General features: G+C 41.8%; 25 protein-coding genes. 14 read left to right on the forward strand and 11 right to left on the reverse strand.

The genetic code is table 11. From position 1 onward, the window contains the following. Positions 1 to 123: 123 nt before the first annotated feature. Positions 124 to 339 carry a hypothetical protein gene (locus FBB35_RS03635; protein ID WP_174708522.1) on the reverse strand — a complete coding sequence of 72 codons (216 nt, stop codon included), beginning with the start codon at positions 337 to 339 and terminating at the stop codon, positions 124 to 126. 177 nt (positions 340 to 516) lie between these two features. On the opposite strand from FBB35_RS03635, the gene FBB35_RS03640 reads away from it, so the two are divergent. After that, on the forward strand, positions 517 to 882 hold the full coding sequence (locus tag FBB35_RS03640; protein WP_174708523.1) for a hypothetical protein: 366 nt from the start codon (positions 517 to 519) through the stop codon (positions 880 to 882). A gap of 108 nt (positions 883 to 990) precedes the next feature. Then, positions 991 to 1554 (forward strand): Uma2 family endonuclease, encoded by a 564-nt coding sequence (locus FBB35_RS03645; RefSeq protein ID WP_174708524.1) that lies wholly within the window; start codon positions 991 to 993, stop codon positions 1552 to 1554. A 240-nt stretch (positions 1555 to 1794) separates the two neighbouring features. Here FBB35_RS03645 and FBB35_RS03650 read toward each other — a convergent pair whose 3' ends face one another. From FBB35_RS03650 to ndhC, 5 genes are all read right to left on the reverse strand, one after another. Then, the gene (locus FBB35_RS03650; protein ID WP_174708525.1) at positions 1795 to 3822 is read right to left on the reverse strand and encodes an SUMF1/EgtB/PvdO family nonheme iron enzyme; all 2028 of its coding nucleotides are present in this window, start codon (positions 3820 to 3822) and stop codon (positions 1795 to 1797) included. A gap of 1 nt (position 3823) precedes the next feature. Next, positions 3824 to 4219 (reverse strand): hypothetical protein, encoded by a 396-nt coding sequence (locus FBB35_RS03655; RefSeq protein ID WP_174708526.1) that lies wholly within the window; start codon positions 4217 to 4219, stop codon positions 3824 to 3826. Positions 4220 to 4644: 425 nt separating this feature from the next. Beyond that, positions 4645 to 5175, reverse strand: a complete 531-nt coding sequence (locus tag FBB35_RS03660) for an NAD(P)H-quinone oxidoreductase subunit J (protein WP_174708527.1) — start codon at positions 5173 to 5175, stop codon at positions 4645 to 4647. Further along, positions 5168 to 5905: a photosynthetic/respiratory NAD(P)H-quinone oxidoreductase subunit K gene (gene ndhK / locus FBB35_RS03665; protein ID WP_174708528.1), complete on the reverse strand. Its 738-nt coding sequence runs from the start codon at positions 5903 to 5905 to the stop codon at positions 5168 to 5170. The genes FBB35_RS03660 and ndhK overlap by 8 nt, the downstream gene beginning before the upstream one ends. Next, on the reverse strand, positions 5896 to 6258 hold the full coding sequence (gene ndhC, locus FBB35_RS03670; RefSeq protein WP_012411797.1) for a photosynthetic/respiratory NAD(P)H-quinone oxidoreductase subunit C: 363 nt from the start codon (positions 6256 to 6258) through the stop codon (positions 5896 to 5898). The genes ndhK and ndhC overlap by 10 nt, the downstream gene beginning before the upstream one ends. A gap of 359 nt (positions 6259 to 6617) precedes the next feature. Here ndhC and FBB35_RS03675 point away from each other — a divergent pair, with 359 nt between their 5' ends. From FBB35_RS03675 to FBB35_RS03700, 6 genes are all read left to right on the forward strand, one after another. Beyond that, a complete protein-coding gene (locus FBB35_RS03675; protein WP_174708529.1) occupies positions 6618 to 6953 on the forward strand; it encodes a rubredoxin in 336 nt (111 codons plus the stop codon). Positions 6954 to 7179: 226 nt separating this feature from the next. Further along, positions 7180 to 8184 carry a photosynthesis system II assembly factor Ycf48 gene (locus tag FBB35_RS03680; protein WP_174708530.1) on the forward strand — a complete coding sequence of 335 codons (1005 nt, stop codon included), beginning with the start codon at positions 7180 to 7182 and terminating at the stop codon, positions 8182 to 8184. A gap of 274 nt (positions 8185 to 8458) precedes the next feature. Then, positions 8459 to 8707 carry a cytochrome b559 subunit alpha gene (gene psbE / locus FBB35_RS03685; protein WP_012411800.1) on the forward strand — a complete coding sequence of 83 codons (249 nt, stop codon included), beginning with the start codon at positions 8459 to 8461 and terminating at the stop codon, positions 8705 to 8707. 9 nt (positions 8708 to 8716) lie between these two features. Then, positions 8717 to 8854, forward strand: a complete 138-nt coding sequence (psbF, locus tag FBB35_RS03690) for a cytochrome b559 subunit beta (protein ID WP_174708531.1) — start codon at positions 8717 to 8719, stop codon at positions 8852 to 8854. 8 nt (positions 8855 to 8862) lie between these two features. Beyond that, positions 8863 to 8985 (forward strand): photosystem II reaction center protein L, encoded by a 123-nt coding sequence (locus FBB35_RS03695; RefSeq protein WP_012411802.1) that lies wholly within the window; start codon positions 8863 to 8865, stop codon positions 8983 to 8985. 70 nt (positions 8986 to 9055) lie between these two features. After that, the gene (locus tag FBB35_RS03700) at positions 9056 to 9175 is read left to right on the forward strand and encodes a photosystem II reaction center protein J (RefSeq protein WP_012411803.1); all 120 of its coding nucleotides are present in this window, start codon (positions 9056 to 9058) and stop codon (positions 9173 to 9175) included. 185 nt (positions 9176 to 9360) lie between these two features. Here FBB35_RS03700 and FBB35_RS03705 read toward each other — a convergent pair whose 3' ends face one another. Together FBB35_RS03705 and FBB35_RS34265 are read right to left on the reverse strand one after the other, a co-directional pair. After that, a complete protein-coding gene (locus FBB35_RS03705; protein ID WP_084227157.1) occupies positions 9361 to 9471 on the reverse strand; it encodes a photosystem I reaction center subunit VIII in 111 nt (36 codons plus the stop codon). A 305-nt stretch (positions 9472 to 9776) separates the two neighbouring features. Beyond that, a complete protein-coding gene (locus tag FBB35_RS34265; RefSeq protein ID WP_254625812.1) occupies positions 9777 to 12875 on the reverse strand; it encodes a hypothetical protein in 3099 nt (1032 codons plus the stop codon). 560 nt (positions 12876 to 13435) lie between these two features. Between FBB35_RS34265 and FBB35_RS03715 the strand changes: the two genes are divergently transcribed. Then, positions 13436 to 13633 carry a hypothetical protein gene (locus tag FBB35_RS03715; RefSeq protein WP_041565682.1) on the forward strand — a complete coding sequence of 66 codons (198 nt, stop codon included), beginning with the start codon at positions 13436 to 13438 and terminating at the stop codon, positions 13631 to 13633. Between the two features lie 81 nt (positions 13634 to 13714). Beyond that, positions 13715 to 14191 (forward strand): Tic20 family protein, encoded by a 477-nt coding sequence (locus tag FBB35_RS03720; RefSeq protein WP_012411806.1) that lies wholly within the window; start codon positions 13715 to 13717, stop codon positions 14189 to 14191. 3 nt (positions 14192 to 14194) lie between these two features. Here FBB35_RS03720 and FBB35_RS03725 read toward each other — a convergent pair whose 3' ends face one another. Then, positions 14195 to 14968 (reverse strand): fumarylacetoacetate hydrolase family protein, encoded by a 774-nt coding sequence (locus tag FBB35_RS03725; protein WP_174708532.1) that lies wholly within the window; start codon positions 14966 to 14968, stop codon positions 14195 to 14197. A 374-nt stretch (positions 14969 to 15342) separates the two neighbouring features. Between FBB35_RS03725 and rpsF the strand changes: the two genes are divergently transcribed. Next, complete coding sequence (gene rpsF, locus FBB35_RS03730; protein WP_012411808.1) at positions 15343 to 15693, forward strand: 30S ribosomal protein S6; 351 nt, start codon at positions 15343 to 15345, stop codon at positions 15691 to 15693. A 219-nt stretch (positions 15694 to 15912) separates the two neighbouring features. Continuing rightward, positions 15913 to 16473 carry an Npun_F5560 family protein gene (locus tag FBB35_RS03735; protein ID WP_174708533.1) on the forward strand — a complete coding sequence of 187 codons (561 nt, stop codon included), beginning with the start codon at positions 15913 to 15915 and terminating at the stop codon, positions 16471 to 16473. Positions 16474 to 16939: 466 nt separating this feature from the next. On the opposite strand, the gene FBB35_RS03740 is transcribed toward FBB35_RS03735, so the two are convergent. Continuing rightward, positions 16940 to 17272, reverse strand: a complete 333-nt coding sequence (locus FBB35_RS03740; protein ID WP_174708534.1) for an STAS domain-containing protein — start codon at positions 17270 to 17272, stop codon at positions 16940 to 16942. 489 nt (positions 17273 to 17761) lie between these two features. Here FBB35_RS03740 and FBB35_RS03745 point away from each other — a divergent pair, with 489 nt between their 5' ends. Next, on the forward strand, positions 17762 to 18394 hold the full coding sequence (locus FBB35_RS03745) for a DedA family protein (protein ID WP_174708535.1): 633 nt from the start codon (positions 17762 to 17764) through the stop codon (positions 18392 to 18394). 129 nt (positions 18395 to 18523) lie between these two features. Here the strand turns inward: FBB35_RS03745 and FBB35_RS03750 are convergent, their stop codons facing one another. Then, positions 18524 to 19726, reverse strand: a complete 1203-nt coding sequence (locus FBB35_RS03750) for an argininosuccinate synthase (RefSeq protein WP_174708536.1) — start codon at positions 19724 to 19726, stop codon at positions 18524 to 18526. Between the two features lie 443 nt (positions 19727 to 20169). Between FBB35_RS03750 and FBB35_RS03755 the strand changes: the two genes are divergently transcribed. Then, on the forward strand, positions 20170 to 20481 hold the full coding sequence (locus tag FBB35_RS03755) for a hypothetical protein (protein WP_368041820.1): 312 nt from the start codon (positions 20170 to 20172) through the stop codon (positions 20479 to 20481). Positions 20482 to 20497 lie beyond the last annotated feature (16 nt).

Raw genomic sequence — 20497 nt, forward strand, 5'->3', positions numbered from 1 at the left:
AGCTGTTGTTACTATTAGTTAGTAGTCTGTCAATGAATAATTAACGAATACATTCTTTGTAGAGACGGCGATTTATCGCGTCTCTCTAACGTGTCAATTTTTTAGACGCGATAAATCGCGTCTCTACATGAGATAATAAAGCTCCGCGACATCAAAACCAGCTTTTGCGACATCAAAACTAGCTTTTGCGACATCAAAACCAGCTTTTGCGACATCAAAACTAGCTTTTGTGACTTCAAAACCTGCTTTTGTGACTTCAAAACTAGCTTTTGCGACTTTAAAACTAGCTTTTGCGACTTTAAAACTAGCTTTTGCGACTTTAAAACCTGCTTTTCTCAACGAATTTCAGCAAATATACCCGCATCTATCTAGTTGGCTAATGCCATCCAATGCTTTTATAATTCTGTAACTTCACTGTGGCTAGTCCATCTGCTTGTTGCGTATCTTGATGACATATAAATAACTCAGTGTATAAAGTCAGGGTTATTTATAAATAAATCCAAATAGGAAAACTATATGCAACGGAAACGAAACTCCATCTCACTGACCAAAGCTGAACGACGGATTGAAGGAATGCAGACAATTAACCCTGAGTTAGACTTTAGTAATGGGTTTTCAATTACTACTTACAACACTAAAGTAATTGAGTTACGAGAGAAGCTAGCCGCTTATAATCAAGCACAAACAATAGTAGATAAGACACACAATGCATTAATAGAATCAGAACGTGAGTTGAATACTTATTCTGAGCAAATGCTATTGAATGTTGCATCTCGCTACGGCAAAAATAGTGATGAGTATGGGATGGCTGGTGGAACGCGCAGGTCAGACCGCAAGAAACCACGTCCAGTAGTAAAACAAACAGTGACATCTGTGAAATAATTGTTTGGACTCGCTGCTTCTTTAGATAAGGGTGCGTTGACCTTTGTGACAATGCACCATTAAAATTAATATAAAGCTAATCAAACTCTTTTTTACAAGAAAGCCCTAATGCTACAAACCCCATCTAAATCGATAACTTTAGATGAGTTTCTCAAGCTACCAGAAACAGAACCTGCTAGCGAATATATTGATGGGCAAATCATTCAGAAACCAATGCCACAGGGTAAGCACAGCACAATTCAAACCGAGTTTTCTACTACTGTCAACGTAATTCTTAAACCGCAACAGATTGCACGAGCATTTTCAGAGTTACGTTGCACATTTGATGGACGCTCAATAATTCCAGATGTGTCTGTGTTTACTTGGGGTAGAATTCCCCGCGACGAAAAAGGCGAGGTTGCTAATACCTTTTTGATAGCTCCTGACTGGACAATTGAGATTCTCTCACCTGACCAAAGTCAAACAAAAGTGACCAAAAATATTTTGCGTTGTCTCAATTTTGGCACTCAAATGGGTTGGTTAATTGACCCAAATGAGCAAACAGTGTTTGTTTATCTTCCCAAGCAGCAACCAGAAGTGTTTGATGAACCACAGCAAATACTTCCTGTTCCATCTTTTGCTAATGAGTTAAATCTGAGCGTAGCATCTGTTTTTGGGTGGTTATTAGAGTAAAAACAGTATGACGAAGTTAAACCAAACATTTTTGATGGGTAATGTTGGGTTGACTTTTTCAAAAAGTCGGGAATGTCCCAAAATTAATTGAGTCGAACAACTGTTCGGTTTTGCAACCTACCAAGCTATCCGACTCGGTTTTATATTCGGAGGTTGTCGCCTTACTCGCTGGTTCAGGTCTGGACTCCCTGGTGTACGCTCGATAAATTCCCATCTATCAACTCTGACTTTGGGGAATCCTCATACCACAGACACCATCACCCGAAAACCAATATTAGCGTCACGATACGCTATATTGTGCTCTATGCGCTCGGCAGAACGGCAATACCAGGCTTGGTTGTTCCAACTACCGCCACGCAGCATCTTGATATTATTATCTTTACTAGTTAACCACGCACTACAATCTTTTGGTGCATCTTGGTAATTACTATTACATAGATATCTACACCATTCCCATACATTACCATGCATATCGTATAAACCGAAAGAATTAGGCGGAAATTTTCCTAGATCTATTGTTTGTTGACGATCTTCGCCCTTTGGTGCAGAGCCGTAAGGAGAGTTACCGTTGTAGTTAACTAAATCTGTGGTAATCGTTTCACCAAAATAAAACGGTGTAGTTGTTCCCGCGCGACAAGCATATTCCCATTCGGCTTCACTAGGTAGCCTGTAGGTGTGTTTTGTCTTCGTACTCAACTTTTTACAAAACTCTACCACCTCATCCCAATTTACTTGTTCTACAGGTCGTTTCTCACCTATGAACTTAGAAGGATTACTACCCATGATTGCTTGATACTGTGCCTGGGTAACTGCATATTTCCCCATGAAGAACTTAGGAACTGTTACTTGATGCAGTGGACTTTCATCATTTTCTCGTTCTGCTTCACCTAGTGGTGAACCCATCATAAAGGTTCCCCCTGGTATCTCCACCATTTCTAGGGTGATACCATTTCCTAAGTCTTCAATGAAGTATTTCGCTTCACGATTGCTACGGTTGGAAATATTTCCCCGTGCATCCACAGTGACAACTTCAAATTGAAAGCTTTTTAGGTTAATTGCTTTAAATGGCCAAAAACGTGGTAAAGCAATTGTCAAACCCAACCCAGCACCCGCAAACCCAACAGTTTGAATCACCCTTCGCCGTGACAAGTTAGGTAATATTAGTTTTTTTAATGGCGTTGAAGGTGTTGGAATTGTAGATGTTGCAAATTGTACCTTACCAGAAGTTTGAGTATTAGTAACAGGAGATGGTGAGGTTGCCTTGGGAGGTGGAATTTGAGGAGGTTTAGTTATAGGTGTATTTGTAACTGACTTAGATGCTTGTGGAATTGTTTGCTGAGGTAAATCAGGATTTGCAGAACTATTTCGCAACCGTTCAATTCTTTGTAAACCTCTCACCGCGTCCATATCTTGCCCTGAAGCCGCAGCTAATACCCGAATCCATAATTGCTCTGCTAAATCTAAATTCCTGTTTACTTCTGCTTGGTAAGCATCATTTTTCAATGTGGCGATATCATTTAAGGTTGCGTATCGTGGCACAAGTATTAGGTGAGATTTATTCACAGGTTCAGCAATCACATAAGGCGTTTGCCTTGTATTCTTATGCTGACGAACCAGTTCAGGCACACGAAACCTGAGATATTGCTCCAATCGTTCAACAGTAGCGCATTGACCTTGAATTCCCAACCCTTCTAATAATGCTCTGGTAAAAGCACCTTGTTGTAAAGCGTCAATTTCATAAGAATACTCTTGGGGAATACAAGAAAAAATGCTGATAACTCCTTGTTGACGTGCTTCTTCTGCGGTTTGTCGCCCAATTCCTTCACCTGTTTTTTTACCTTCATTGCGACAAGCATCCAGAATCAAGACAACATTATCAGCACCGCAGCGACGCAGACGTTCAGTCACAAAGTTAATCGCAATTGCCGTGCTTTCAATATCCTCTGGATCGCCATCACAGGGCATGAGATAATCACGGTCAGCGTATCTTATTCCATGACCACTGAAGAAAAACCAGAAATTATCCCCTACTCCCATAAAGGAATTTTCAAATAACTGACGCAAGATTCGCAGCAAGTTAGTGCGAGTTGGGCGAGTCGATTTTCCAGCAACATCAGGGGAGTCATCAGAGAAAAAGAATATTCGCTCAAATCCGGCTTCATTGCCCAGAAACTCTTGCATTAACAGTGCATCCCGCTTCGCATAGTTTAGCGGTTGCAGATAATCATACTGGTTAATTCCGATCGCGATCGCCCAATTTTTTGCCATTTCATTGTGATTCTTGGCGCTTGAACTTCAGCTTAATTGCACCTTTACTTCCAGCTTTGACACCACTGCCAATTAATTTAACTTCTCCATCTGCACTAATTTCTACCGACAACTCAATTTCATCTAGCTGCATCTTGGAGTTGACTTTTGCTTGTTGTTCAGCTTGACTAAACAAACTTCCCACGAGTTTGAGAAAGTGAGTCATATTTTGCTCTAATGTTTGAGCGCTAACCTTAACGGCATCTCCTACTCCTTTGCTACCAGTATTATCCCTGATAGTTTCCTCTCCCCAACTGCGTGTATTATTACTCCCGCCTTTAGCACCATCAGAAATCGATATTTGCGGCACTTCATCGGTAACAATCCAAATGCCGTCGTTTGGGGGTGTTTCTGACATATCACTTTAAATATTTAAATTAAATCTTCCCATAAATTATAGATACACTGGTGGAGATAGCGATTCCGATTACTAGGAAATTTCACTGAATATCTCTATCCCACCTCTCCTTACTTTGCGAATCTCCGCGTTTCCCTAGACAAGAGACGCGATGAATCGCCGTCTCTACAATAATCAGTCGTTTTGTAGAGACGGCGATTTATCGCGTCTTGGTGATAAATTATCGCATCTTTAGCAATCTAGAATTTTCATCAAAAAACCTTAACCGAACCGTATTGCCTCCAATTACAGCAAATTTTGTCAACTAACTTGACATGAAACACCAAAAACATAACCCCTCTCCGCCACCGGAAAGGGGTTAATCACTGCCGAAACTCAGCACTAAATTGTACAGACGCGATTCATCGCGTCTCATTCAGCAATCTCTAATAAGCGTCTTGTAACTCGTAGAAATCAGGCGAGATGTAATCCTTCCGCAAAGGCCAACCTACCCAATCTTCCGGCATCAAAATCCGCTTCAGATTTGGGTGTCCTTCGTAGATAATGCCGTACATATCGTAAGACTCGCGCTCTTGCCAATCTGCGGTCTTCCAAATCCAGTACACAGAAGGCACTACGGGGTTTTCCCGTGGTAAGAACACCTTAACTCGAACTTCTTCGGGGCGATCGCTATTATCACCCACTTTATTCAAGTGATATACACTCACCAATTCCTGTCCTGGCCCAAGGTCAACACCACCTTGAAACTGGAGATAATTAAACCCGTACGCATAAAGGGCTGTAGCAGTGGGAAGCAAGAAATCTGCTGCCACCTTAATTATCTCTACACCATTTTTATCTGGTGCCAAAAACTCATGGTCAAAACCATTTTCCGTCAACCACTGGGAAACTTTACCCGCTTGTACCAATGACTCTTCTTTCTCTACTGGTACTGGTTTAGATTCTTCTTCAGCCACGGGTTTGTTCCTCCTTTTGCGCCTTTTCTGTCAGCAGTGCAGGTGGTATTGGCATACCAATCGCTTCCGCCAATTCCTTCGGTGGTGCAGAGCGAGTATCTGACTGCAAATACTTACCAGTTAAAATTTCCTCTACTGGCTTCAGGTTATGAGTCGTGCTGTAGTAGCGGTGAGTTTGCTTAATTTTATCCCGCTCTTGGATCGATTCATTGGAGATTTTCTTCCGCAGCTTAATGATTGCGTCGATAATTGCTTCTGGACGGGGAGGACAACCAGGCAAGTACACATCCACAGGAATCAATTTATCGACTCCGCGCACTGCTGTGGGGGAATCAACGCTGAACATCCCGCCAGTAATAGTGCAAGCACCCATCGCAATTACATACTTTGGCTCTGGCATTTGTTCGTAAAGACGCACCAGTTGGGGAGCCATCTTCATCGTGATAGTCCCTGCCGTAATAATTAAATCGGCTTGGCGGGGGCTAGAACGGGGAATTAGTCCAAAACGGTCAAAGTCAAATCGGGAACCAATTAAAGCTGCAAACTCAATAAAGCAGCAAGCAGTACCAAACAGCAACGGCCACAGACTAGAAAGCCGCGCCCAGTCGTAGAGGTCATCAACCGTCGTCAAAATGACGTTTTCTGAAAGGTCTTGAGTGATTGTAGTCCGCTCAATGGGGTTGATGATTCGCTGTTTGTCCTGAGTTGTTAAATTAGAATTCAAGACCATTCCAAAGCTCCTTTACGCCACGCGTAAACTAAAGCGACTACAAGAATTGCAATAAAGACTAGCGCTTCAATAAAAGCCAATAGCCCCAAACGGTGGAAAGCTACTGCCCAAGGATACAAGAAAACAGTCTCCACATCAAAGACGACGAAGACCAGAGCAAACATGTAGTAACGGATGTTGAACTGAATCCAGGCTCCCCCGATGGGTTCCATACCAGATTCATAAGTAGTGCGACGTTCTGGGGCGTAACCACTAGGTCGTAGGAGCTTGGAAGCTGAGAGCGCTAAGGCAGGTACTAGGCTACAGATTATGAAGAAGCCTAGAAGGTACTCGTAACCGCTGAGGACAAACACAATGAGTATCTACCGCTATGGAGTATTTTAAGTGGGGAGTGGGGAGTAGGGAGTGGGGAGTAGGGGTATGAGGAAGATGAGGGAGATGAGGGAGACAAGGGGGAATTATTAAATAAATTTCTGCCTTGTCTCCCCCCTCTTCCTTGTCCCCCTTGTCTCTTCTACATGCCCAATGCCCAATGCCCAATCCCTTAACTGCGTAACTTTCTTTTACATTATATATGTTTGGTTTTTCTGAAATCTGGGAAATAGATACACTTCAAGTATTTAATTAGCTTTTGATAGTGATAGAAAAGCCTGACAATTATGTCATAATTTTTAACGTATATTTAAGAATTCTCCTCTGCGAGGCCCTAGCCATGAGCGAACCAGCTGTTGAGACTCCGGTGTTAGACCGCTATGAGTGTCGTGCCTGCGGTTATGTTTACGAACCTGAAAAGGGAGACGACAAGCATGATATTCCTTCAGGGATACTCTTTGCAGAACTGCCTATAAATTGGCGCTGTCCAGTTTGTAGTGCCAAGAAAACCGCTTTTGCCAACATCGGCCCTGCGGGTACTGCATCCGGTTTCAAAGAAAATCTCGGTTACGGTTTCGGTGTCAATAACCTAACGCCAACCCAAAAGAATATCTTAATTTTTGGTGCTTTGGCCCTTGGCTTCTTGTTTTTTATCAGTCTCTACGGCTTACAATGACGGCCGTTAATTTGGGAAATAGGGAGTTATTGTGTAATTAAAATCACATAAGTCTGTCGTTTTACCAGTTCCGTAGAGCGGCGATGACCCTCAATACCATATTGGGCTAAGATTTCTTGGGATTTCTGGAAAGCTTTTTAATTCCAAATCTAAAATCCAAAATTGGTACAAGGTAAACCTTTTAGAGAACACCTACAGAAATTTAGAAACAACTTAAGAAATACTAATGCATTCAATTTTGAAAGGTTGGCAACGAATAGCTGCCTTGTTAATAGTAGTCATCATGTGCATCGGTTGTAGCAAAGTTCCTTCTATTAGCTACAACCCTTGGAAAGTCATTTCTGTGCCAACAGACTCGAATCTACTGGATATTGCTTTTACTAATAACCCTGAGCATGGCTACTTAGTAGGTAGCAATGCCACCCTATTGGAAACCAATGACGGTGGTAATACCTGGAAACCAATAACACTGCAACTGGATGAGCAAAAATATCGTTTTGACTCAGTAAGTTTTACAGGTAAAGAAGGCTGGATTGCTGGAGAGCCTGGACTGTTGCTGCATACTACGGATGAAGGTGCTTCTTGGTCACGTATTCCCTTGAGCGAAAAGCTACCAGGTAGCCCGATCGCAGTTAAGGCACTGGCAGATAATACAGCTGAAATGGCTACTAATGTCGGAGCCATATATAAGACCACAGACGGCGGTAAAAACTGGAAAGCCCAGGTGGAATCAGCAGTGGGTGTGGTGCGTAACTTGGAACGTTCTGCTGATGGTAAATATATTGCAGTTTCTGCTAAGGGTAGTTTCTACTCGACTTGGGAACCAGGGCAAGATGCTTGGGTACCTCATAACCGCAATAGTTCTCGGCGGTTAGAAAACATGGGTTTTACGGAGAATGGGCAATTGTGGTTGCTAGCTAGAGGAGGTCAAGTTCAGTTTAGTGACCCAACTAAACCTGAAGAATGGCAAAAGGCACAATATCCAGAGTTATCGACCAGTTGGGGTTTACTGGATTTGGCATATCGTACACCCAATGAAATTTGGGTAGGTGGCGGTAGCGGTAATTTGCTACGGAGTGGCGACGGTGGCAAAACCTGGGAAAAAGACCGTGAGGTAGAAGAAGTTGCTGCTAATTTGTATAAGATTGTGTTCCTAGAGCCAGAACGGGGCTTTATAATTGGCGATCGCGGCGTTTTGCTCAAATATTTACCAAACCCTGAAGCAGCTTAATTGGAAATGGGGAATTGGGCATTGGGAATTGGGAATTGGGCATCGATAAGAGATAGGGGGGACAAGGAAGAGGGGGGAGACTTGGGAGAGACTTGTTGAATAATTCTCCCTTTATCCTCCCTGTCCCCCTCATCCTCCTAATCTCCCCTGCCCCTATGCCCAATCCCCAATCCCCAATAACTATTTCTGAGAAGAACTTTGCAACTTGTAACTCTTTCTTAACTTTGTAGGATAATAAACTCAATAACACTCTATGTATAAGGTAGGGATCTAAATGTCAGGTACCACTGGAGAACGTCCGTTTTCGGACATCATTACTAGCGTTCGTTACTGGGTAATCCACAGCATCACCATTCCAGCATTATTTATTGCTGGTTGGCTATTTGTCAGCACAGGGCTGGCCTATGATGCTTTTGGCACACCTCGCCCCAATGAGTATTTCACACCAGCGCGGCAAGAAGTGCCAATTGTGAAGAACCGTTTTGAAGCTAAAAAACAAGTTGAACAATTTATTGGAAAGTAGTTTTAGATCATGACTAGCAGCAATAACATCAATCAACCAGTTACCTATCCAATTTTTACCGTTAGATGGCTGGCAGTACACACCTTAGGTGTACCAACTGTATTCTTTTTAGGCGCGATCGCCGCCATGCAATTTATTCACCGTTAGGAGCAATTATGGTAGAAAGATCGCCCAATCCCAATAATCAGCCGGTTGAACTAAACCGGACTTCGTTATACCTGGGACTACTACTAGTTTTCGTTCTGGGGATTCTGTTTTCCAGTTACTTCTTTAACTAACTGGAACTACTCTTTTTAATGTTTGTTTGTTGAGCGTGTGTTGATTTGTTGTTAAGGGAGGAGAGAAGCTGTGTCTGGAAGTGGGAGAATTCCCCTGTGGGTCGTCGCTACGATCGCAGGTTTAGGTATAATTACAGTCTTGGGCATTTTCTTTTATGGTGCCTACGCCGGACTCGGTTCTTCGATTTAACATTAGTTAGTTGGAACCGAACACTATAAGTTAGGATTTTCTAGCATTTGTTGAGAAATCAACCTTAAAAAAACCGCCTGTCTCTATGAGATAGGCGGTATTAATTTTGGTCAATAGTCATTTGTCCTTTATCCTTTGTCATTTGTTTTTCACAAATGACTAATGACTAATGACTCATGACTAAATCAGCTGATATCATCGCTTTCAATGTATAAAAACAGAAATGCGAAGGTTATAGCTGGCAAAACCCAACCAATGATGGGAACGAAGATAGAAGGCAAAAAGGAAGCTGCCATAGTAAAAGTTCCTGCTAAATAACACTACAATTCAAAATGAGCTTACTGCAAATTCTGCCAGATTTTTGAAATTCTTTCATATTTTTAACACAGCCCGTCTTGGGAAGAAGGGGGCAGGGGGCAGGTGGTCACTGAGCGTAGCCGAAGTGGAGCAGGGGAGATTAGGAGGATGAGGGGGACAAGGGGGACAGGGAGGATAAAGGGAGAATTTTTCAACAAGTCTCTCCCAAGTCCCCCCCTCTTCCTTGTCCCCCCTATCTCTTATCGATGCCCAATTCCCAATTCCCAATTCCCAATTCCCAAAATTACATACCCAGTAGTTCATCTAGCTGCAAGTTTGGCAAGTCTGGAGGAATTACAGTCCGTACTGTTGTGACTTTATGGCTCTCTTGTTGGGTTGTCAAATCAAGTGCGATCGCTTCTATGCGAATTTCTAAACAGCCAAAAGGAATCTTTAATTGTGTCATTACTTCCAAGCCTCCCAATACACTAGGTAGTAAATTTGTCAATAAATGGGGCCCATCTAGTAACCAGCGAGTTTGATAATCTTCAACCCATAACTTCACAACCACTTGGGGAGGTACTTCAGGCAGTACTACGCGCACTATGATCAACTTGTCGGCGATTAGTTCGCCTTCTGGTACATGCAGTTGCGGAATTGGCAAAGGCTCAATGGCTCCCGCACTTATGGATAGAGAAGGGGATAAACCTAACAATGGTTGCTTATCTTCTTCTAACAAGTAATTATTCGTTGTATCGGTTTCTACTTCACTATCTGTATCATCTACATCTGTATCATCTACAACGATTTCTTGCGCCAACCAAGCTGAAGCTATATTTACTTTTATCGGAGGAGGGGGAGGCGGTAGTTGTCTTACCAGAGCCATTGAAAGCGTTGGTTCAGATACTTTTTCTACCACCGGATCTTCCACTGTTTCTAGATCAGCTTCATTTGCTGTGTCTGAATCTTCCCCAAAGTTCTCAAGATCAAAAACCGACTCTTGGCTTTCTTTCCACGTCTCAGTGGCATCATCCAGGCTTAATGGCAAGTTGACATCAACATCGGGAGTTCCAGCACTTAGAAAAAGCTGGGTCTGCTGGTCTGGAACATTGCGATCGTAGTTTTGAGATTCCAGTTCATTGATGGATTCAGGCAAAGAGTATCCTTGGCTCTGCATCCACTTCCTCAGTAAGGGAGATGAGTACAGGTTGCCTGTTGTAATAAATTGTGCATTTGGCTGGGCTTCTACCTCAGCAACAGATTCTTCCTGAAATTGTGCATTTGGCTGGGCTTCTACCTCAGCAACAGATTCTTCCTGAAATTGTGCATCATCTAGCACTAATTCCGGTATATTTTCATCCTCAGCGACAATTGCGTCTAATTGTGGGAATTCTTCAGCCGCTTCACCTTCCAATGTATCTGGAGGGACATTATTTTTTACTTCTTCTTCTGCATCACCTGGCAAAGCTTGTACCCGTCTCAAGTATGGAAAAGTTGTATCGAGTATTGACATTCGACGTTGCTTGATAACTAGCTGCTCCAAGTTAATAGCAGCTATAGTTGTATCCTTTTCTAGAAGTTCCTCTTGTGTAGGGGATTCTGCAATAACATCTGTGTGAGGGTTAGCATCGATTTGAAGAGGCGGCAATTTCGGCAATTGAGGCGAATTGCCTGAATTTTTAGATTTCCGTAGAGTGGTTTCTCGCAGAACTTGCAGGTTAATTTGCGGCGGTAGGGCTGTATTTGGAGATGGATTGAGTATTTGGGACTGATCTGTTTTTGAAATCTTGACCAGATTGAATAGTTTTAAATCGATCCTCACGGCAGTCTCTGGCTCTGTGGAAGCATCAGGCGAGTCCGATGGGGCTATAGGGTCATTTAAGGATGTACTAGGTTTTGCTGCGGCTGTTATTGCCAGTAATTCTGTTACATCTGCTGTAATTGTGAAGGACTGGCTGGCTAACCTGATGATTTCATCAACATCGGCGTATCGACCATACAAACTGATATCTGCCAAAATTAACTTCGATTCAAAGTCAGCAGGAATATCAATTGAGGTATTGATGGTGAAGGGTAACTCCTGGTCTGGTAAGTGCCGTATCTGAGTCAAGATTTCCGACTCTAGGGGCGATCGCAGTTCAATCCCTAGTTCAAGCGCCTGCAAGCTTTTTGGAGATAATGTTTCACCCTGCTCTAAATTTGTCTTGTCTTTAAGTTCTATACGCCCATTGATTGTAAGAGCTTGTCCCCAACGAGCAATATAACTATCTCGATCTAAAGTTAACAATAATGGTGGTTCTGCTGCTGGCGAATCTGTAACCTCTTCATCATTCAGAAGCAGTTCAGAATCGGGTAAAGCTAAATCTATTAAATTTTGTAAAATTTGCTCTGCCGTCTCACCTTTGAGCCATACAGGACTCACAGGATCATCGATAACTATATCTTTTTCCGCTTCATCTGGAACAACTGTAGCAATTTCCAATTCTGCCGAAATCGCGATCGCTTCATCTAAAGTAATTGCAGGTTCTTCTGGGGCAGTATCCAAGTTCTCTTCATCTGGAACAACTGTGGTAACAGGATTGCTATCTGTAGCAATTTCCAATTCTGCCGAAACCGCGATCGCTTCATCTAAAGTAATTGCAGGTTCTTCTGGGGCAGTATCCAAGTTCTCTTCATCTGGAACAACTGTAGCAATTTCCAATTCTGCCGAAACCGCGATCGCTTCATCTAAAGTAATTGCAGGTTCTTCTGGAGCAGTATCCAAATTCTCTTCATCTGGAACAACTGTGGTAACAGGATTGCTATCTGTAGCAATTTCCAATTCTGCCGAAACTGCGATCGCTTCATCTAAAGTAATTGCAGGTTCTTCTGGGGCAGTATCCAAGTTCTCTTTATCTGGAACAACTGTGGTAATTTCCAATTCTGCCGAAACTGCGATCGCTTTATTCAAAGTAATTGCAGGTTCTTCTGGGGCAGTATCCAAGTTTTCAGAAACAGTATCAGCCTGATTGAGTAAATTTGATTCTAGATTTTTCCTTTGCTCTGCCTCTTCTTCCTCGGACAATACTTTAATTTGGACACTGTATTGCCAAGGTTTACCGAGCAAATCCGACATCAAATCGCCGCTACAGCGCAACTCCCAAACTCCCGCATCAAAGTAAGTAAAGGGAATTACTGCCATTAAGCCTTCTGAATTAGTGCGACGCGATCGCTTGAAAATTCGCCGAGTTGGTTGAACTTCCTGAGTTGAAGAGTGAGTTACCCGCACTTCCACATCTGTATTCGAAAGGCTAGAACGAGCCAAAACTCTATACTGCCCTTCCAAAATTTCTAAATTTGGCGATTCTAGGATATGCCACGAGCGAGCGCCTTGTTTCTGTATCAGAAATTGCCAGTGTTCCATTGTGAGTGATGCCCAGACCGACGAGCCTCTGAGTAATATTGTGTATTAACTTGCTTGCAAGTTTACCCCAGTATTTTGTAAATGTACCCCTTAAATAGCTATCTAGTTAACTCCGTTTTACCGGAAAATTCAATGGATCGTCGTGTTGCTTGTGTGTAAAGCTTTTGTTGTTTCCTGAATATTAACTTTGGCACTCTCCACCGCTAAATTAACAGGAATACAATGGACACCGTTGGCTGTCTATGATCAAAATTAATAGGAATATTTTTGTATCATTTTTTACTATAAATGTCAAATTTGCAATAGACACAACATACAATAAAAATTAAGATTCACTTGACAATTGTTCTTGAATTGTGGTTTTCCACTTTTTTGCTACAAAAAGGAAGGTAGGATGTGGCTCTTAAGTGTGATTTGCGATCGCCCCGGCAGATGCAAAGCGTCATCGCAAATCCACAGTTAATCGCGTAGCACGCGCCCAACTTACCTGAAGCGGTTCAAAGAAGTATCCTCACCTGAGTGAAATGTAGGTGACAATAAGGATTTACAGGAGGGATTCGATGCTAGTCATTTTAATGGACGAGCAAATCCTTGCCCCTGAGCAAGTTTGCCAGTCTTGTTTACTCGCTGACAGGAGCGGTCAACCCCGTTGGCGTGGAGGTGAACTACGCTGTGGTCAAGCCATTCGCAAACTTACTCAACAGCAGCCAGACCAGTATGAGTGTATGATGGGCTTTCGCATTGCCCATATAGAATAGTTTAATTTACCAGCAAGACCAAGTAACTGCGTTATCCTAAGCTCAAGTAACTATATAAATTTAACCACAGGAGAACGCATAATGTCTTGGCGCGGGTCTACAACAGTTTCAGATAGAATTTTTGCTTGTTTGCCTTATTTGCTTCCTCTGATTGAGGTTTTTGTATTTGGTAGATATTTGCTATCAGATTTTCCACCGCTACAACTACTGTTTCTGCCGCTTCTGCCATTGTTGAGAATTTACTACGGCGTGCGTTATGCAGGAATGATTATTTTCTTTGCTTTATTTTTGCTGGTAGTCAGAAACGAAAAAATTAGTCACTTTATTCGTTTCAACACCATGCAAGCAATCCTTTTGGACATCATTATCTTTTTGTTTAACATTCTCACTGATGTTGTGGGACTAGTTCCCGTTGGTGGTTTTGCAATCCAAACTCTATCCACAACCATTTTTATTGGCATAGTGGGAGCAGTTGCATATTCAGTAATCCAGTCTGTAAGCGGACGTTATGCAGAAATACCAGCGATTTCCGATGCAGTGTATATGCAAGTGCGCTAGTTGTTAACGAGCCACTACGGTGTTTTCCAGGCGACCAATACCTTCAATTTCGACACGCACGCGATCGCCTGGATGTAATTGACTTACACCCTCTGGTGTACCTGTCAGTATCAAATCACCGGGTAGTAGCGTCATCACCTGGCTAATGTAGGAAACTAAAACATCAGGGGAAAATACCATCTGATCGATACAGGCAGATTGAACTGGGTTAACATCGTCATTCACAAAAGTCTGCAATCTCGCTCCTGGATTTAACTCCCGCACAATCCAAGGGCCCAAAGGACAGAAAGTATCAAAACCTTTAGCTCGCGTCCATTGAGCATCCAGTTTTTGTAAATCCCGCGCTGTTACGTCATTGGCGATGGTGTAGCCCCAAATTTTTGTTTGGGCTACCTCTGGTGTACATTCAAAAGCGTAATCGCCAATCACTAATGCTAACTCTCCTTCGTAGTCAACTCTTTGTGACTGGGGAGGGTACTTAATTTCTCTCTCAGATGGAATGATAGTCGTGGGTGGCTTGAGAAAAATTAGCGGTTCAGAAGGTACTGGAGTTCCCATTTCGGCTGCATGTTCTGCATAATTCTTACCCACCGCCACAATTTTTGAGGGAGCACAAGGAGCCAGAATTTGATAATTTTCTGGTGTCAAAGTTAAATCAGTTGGTTGTCCTTGTAACCAGGGCGGAGCATCTAGCACCTGCACATTGAGGGATAGTTGTAATATCCCATAGTAAATCTGTCCTTCTTGATTTTGAATTCGCACGTAGCGCTGTGCCATAACCTTGATGAATATCCTTTTATCTACGATTAGAAACTTAGAGCGGGTAGCAATTCTCAGTTAGCTTTTTAGCAAACCGATTTAGCGTTGAGCCTGAAAGCCGCTATAGAAGATGTCCTTAGAGAAACATACGTTAGTCTCCTCACTCCCCTTGCAGGTCAGTAAGAGGCTCTGGAAATAGCCTTACGACCTAGTTTTCATTAGGAACATCCGAAAAATACAAACTTTGGCGATTTGGCTAATGATTCAAATTGAAAACTGGTAAGATTATAGTTCCTTGTTGCTTCCGATGTTGATTAATACTAGTATTTTAAATTTAAATCAAGTATAAATTAATGTCAGCAACCTTTTTGTCCATAAGGAAACTGGAAAATATGACTACAAATTACGAAACAATGTACATCCTCCGTCCCGACCTAGGAGACGAACAGGCAGAGCAAGCAATTACTAAATATCAGAATTTGCTTCGTGACCAAGGCGCTGAGGATATCCAAATTCAAAATCGTGGTAAGCGTCGTCTAGCTTATGAAATCAAAAAACACCGCGATGGGATCTATATCCAGTTAAACTACACTGCGCCTGCAACTGCGATCGCTCCTTTTGAACGCGCTATGCGCTTGAGTGAAGAAGTGATTCGCTATTTGACAATTAAGCAGGATATCGCAGAGGAAAAACCCCCTAAAGAGGAAAAGGAAAAGCCCACTAAAGTCGCTGCAACGGTCTAAGTAGGGAGCAGGGAGCAAGGGGAGTAGGGGGAGCAGGGGAAGCGATTATTCACCAAATTCCCAATTCCCAATCCCCAATTCCCATTCAGTAAAATTTTGTCTTCTTCTTTTTTCGTAACTTAATTGGGAATGCTAAATTAACAAATACTTGCCAAAGGTAGTACTCCCGCAGTTATACCTAAGAGTGGACAAGATTCTGAATGGGAGCTGTAAGCTACTGTGAGCCAATCTGATACACCAAATATTCAAGTTCTCTCTACGGAAGTTTCGCAGCTACGCCAAGAGTTGCAACTCCGCGATCAATTAGTGCAACAACTATCTCAAGAACTCTTCCGGCTAGTAAAGGGTAATACTAGTTTTATGCCCCAGCAGCCGGATATTGAGCGCGATCTGAGCCAGTTACAAGCATTGCAAGAACAACTCCAAGCTGTTGAGCAGCAAGTGGCGTTCTACCAAGAGCAAATTACAACTCGTGACTCCGAAATTTATCAATTGCGACAGTCAGTCCAAGAACTTACAGATCGCACTCGGATGTTAGAGCAAGTAGTACAAGAGTTGCCTCAAATTTACCGTCGAAAGTTTGAGGAGCGGATGACACCAGTGAGAGAAAAGGTAGCAATGCTACAACGGGAAAATCGCAAACTGCAAGCAGAACTGCAAAGTGTGAGTTACCGGTTAGCACTCAAAACTCGCAATGCTAGTCACAGTGGAATTGATTTGCCAAATTTTCCCCGCCCAGCGTCCGAACAAACTAATCTTTCAACTCCCCAGAATGCCTAAAGTTACCATTATGGTGGAATCGAAGAGGTAAGAAATTGTCATAGCAAAGCATCTTGGAGACATCCAGGTAATACATTTAAGGTAAAAATCACTATAGAGTTAGAAATAACGCAAAGGCTAATATTCTAACCTTTCTTACCTCTTGCTTCCTTGTGTTAGTTGCGTCGGATGTTGAGCAACTAGTTTTGAATAATTTAATGGTGCTAGGGAAGAATCCAAAGAATTGCATTTTCTTTGACTGATTTTGGTAATTTTCCGCTTTTATATGTCGTTAAGACCACCTAGATCAAAGGCATGAGTTTTCCTTAACATTTCATTATCTAGATAATATAAAAAATCAGCCTGCTAGCACCAGACTGTTATCTTTGACGATGTGAGAATATTTGGGGAAATGTGAAAAAATGCAAATATGGCTTGACTCTAGCATCCATCTATAGGTAGATTTATATAGCCTGCTAGCACCAGACTATATATCTTTGCCAGTAAAAATGTCTTTGTAAGTGGGAAAAATTTCAAACACTGTATCTAGCTGGGTAAGTTCCAAAATTAGCCGTACAGGAGCTTGCACGTTGCATAGAACTAAACGGCAACCGCTCTGACGTGCAGCTTTCAACCCTTTGACTAAAGGGACTAACCCAGAACTGTCCATAAAATTAACTTTTGCTAAGTCAATAATCCAGAGTTGATGAGCTTGAGGCACTACTCCAGCCATCTGTTCACTCAAAGCCTTTCCGCCTTCTAAATCTATGCTTCCTTGGGGTTTAAACAAAATAACTTGAAGTTCTTGTGTGAGAATCATAAATTCAACAGGGTAATTGAACACTTGACTAAAAATCGAAAAATGACACAAATACCTCTTCTCTTTCAAAGGCAAAATAACTGTTTTCCCCAGATATTTAGGGGATTGCAGCCTTGCAATTGAAAGTAATTATTTCAGTATTCATGTCGTATAATTTGTGATAACTTTCATAAGTATATGCATAAGTACTTCATAATTTCGGTATCAATCGTATCTTTTACGAAATTTTTATAATTTAACCAGAGATATATAAATTTTTTGTAATTTCTTTTTATTTATTTTTAAATAAAATTAGCTTGTGCTAGGAAATGCTAAGATTTATACAGTTAATACTCAAAAATTAATAGTTTCCATAGGATTATAGAACTATGGATTACTCAGAATTAAACTAATGACCGAATAAGTCAATGTAGCGGTTTGATTGACACCCCGCCCAAAAACAAGCAAAGATATAGTAAAAGTAAAAATTTGTAAAGACGGCGGTGCGGAATGTCTTTAGAGCTGATTTCACTAGAAAATATCCAGGAATTGGCCCATAATTACGGCTATTGGGCAATTTTTTTGGGAATTTTGCTAGAAAATTTAGGCATTCCCCTTCCTGGTGAAACCGTGACCCTTGTGGGCGGGTTTTTAGCTGGCAGCGATGAACTAAATTACTGGCTGGTTCTCGGTGACGCAATTATGGGTGCGGTAATTGGCGGCACTTGTGGCTATTGGATTGGTAGAGTTAGCGGTTGGCCTTTTCTGGTAAAAGTTGGTAGCATATTTCGGATTTCTGAAGTGCGGTTGCTGACTATTAAAGATCAATTCAGTCAAAACTCTGCTAAAGCTGTATTTTTCGGACGTTTTTTAGCATTATTGCGAGTTTTTGCGGCACCACTAGCTGGGATAGCCGAAATGCCTTTTGGAAGATTCTTTTTATACAATTTTTTAGGAGCAGTTGCTTGGGCTAGTTTGATGGTGACATTAGCTTTTTTTGCTGGCAAAATTGTCTCTTTAGAACAATTGGTTGCTTGGGTAGGTCAATTTGCGATCGCAGCTTTACTAATCATCACTGCCTTAATTTTTGTACCTTTGTGGTTAGAGTCTCGCCAAGTTAAAGAAGCGAGTAGTGAAGAGTAAAAGTGAGGAGTTAGGAGTAAAGTAAAAAGTTATTTTTTGAATTTTTACTTTTGTATTTTGCATTTTAACTCCTAACTCTGGCGATTTTAGATTTCTCCTTCAATCCAAAATCTAAAATTGAATTGACTCTTAACTTTTTATTTGCCGCGACCAAATGCGAGTTGGTAGTCCCCAAACATAGATAAAACCTTCAGCAGCTTTATGGTCAAATTGGTCATCGGCTCCGTAGGTTGCCAAATCAGGAGTATAGAGGGAATTATCGCTCGAACGACCAACTATCGTGGAGTTACCCTTGAATAACTTCACTCGCACAGTTCCAGAGACTCGCTCTTGTGTCTTTTGAATAAAGGCATCTAGTGCAACTTTGAGTGGACTGTACCATAAACCGTTGTAAACGATTTGGCTATAAGTTTCTTCAATGCCACGCTTGTAATGGGTGACATCTGCCGTTAAAGTCAAGCTTTCTAAATCTCTATGTGCCTGAATTAGCACTAACATCGCGGGTGATTCGTAGATTTCCCGCGATTTGATGCCAACCAGACGGTTTTCAATCATATCTATCCGTCCAACGCCGTGATTTCCTACAAGCCGATTGAGTTCTTCAATTAGTTCAACTGGCTGTTTAGCTATGCCGTTGATGGTTGTGGGAATACCACCGTGGAAACCAATTTCGATGTACTCTGGCTGGTTGGGAGTGTCAGCGATCGCTTTGGTCATCTCATAAATTTCTTCTGGTGGCTCAAATGACGGATCTTCGAGACTACCCGCTTCAATGCTACGACCGAGCAAATTTTTGTCAATGCTGTAGGGAGAAGATTTTTTGACTGGTGAGGGGATACCAAACTTCTCACCATAAGCGATGGTTTCCTCACGGCTCATACCCCATTCTCTGGCTGGTGCGAGGATTTTTAGGTTGGGGTTCAGCGCGGTTACAGAGACATCAAAGCGAACCTGATCGTTACCTTTGCCGGTGCAACCGTGAGCGATCGCATCAGCACCATATTTTTCAGCCGTTTCTACTAATATCTTAGCGATCAGTGGGCGGGCAAGAGCAGTTCCTAGAGGATAACGATTTTCATAAAGTGCGTTGGCTTGAATCGCTCCAAAAGCGTAATCTTTAACGAAGCTGTCTTTGATATCTGCCACGAGTGATTCACTTGCACCCGATTTCAGAGCTTTTTCTCGAATTGGCTCTAATTCATCTCCCTGACCTAAATCTGCTGCTAGGGTAATCACCTCTTCTACACCCCACTCCTGTTTGAGGTAAGGGATGCAAACGGAAGTATCCACTCCACCAGAATATGCCAGGACAACTTTTTTGGCGCGACCCATTAATTTCTCCACGTAGGACAACAAAGAATGAGTCATTATTATATCGAAACTAATCCATATATATTTTATTCATGCAACAACCTATAGAAGGATTTAGAAGTTAGGAGTCAGAATTACGATTTACTCTCCTGGAAGTTTACTTATAAAGCGATCGCTTGAATATAAATATTTTTAAGCCAGTTTTGAACGTCTCAATATTTTTAATGAGATTAATGGAAAATATTTTTTGTTTTCAAGAAATGTTGATAATCAGCTTCAAATATCAACCTAGCTTGCTGTAAATATGGAATAAGTTTATACAGATTTTATATATAGTTGACAAACTTGAAGATTTAACCACGATCATCTTTTGTTTATTATTTCTTAACCTATATACATAGGTTGAAATTTTATTTAAGTGAAATTACAGAATTATTCATTTTTTAGCTTCGGAGCATTGTCTGATGAAATTAGCTAAAGATATTAGCATTGCTGCTTTTGCTGTTGCTATCTCGGTTGCTACTATTGCTAAACCGACGCAAGCTGCCTTGGTTAATTATGGTTTTACCGTGAATGCGACATCGGGCGATAATCCCGGTCAATATTTCGGTTCTTTTCAATATGATGACTCGACCTTAACCAGCATAGGTGAGGAAACTCTAGGCGTTAGCAATGGATTATCTATTGCCTTTGACTACTTGGATACTCAATCAGAAGTGTTGAATGTTAAGAAAAATCCGATAAAAATAGCCCAAAATATGGTAGTTTTGGGCTAAGGCTTAAAATATATTA

This window comes from Nostoc sp. TCL240-02, from assembly GCF_013343235.1.
Classification (GTDB): domain Bacteria; phylum Cyanobacteriota; class Cyanobacteriia; order Cyanobacteriales; family Nostocaceae; genus Nostoc.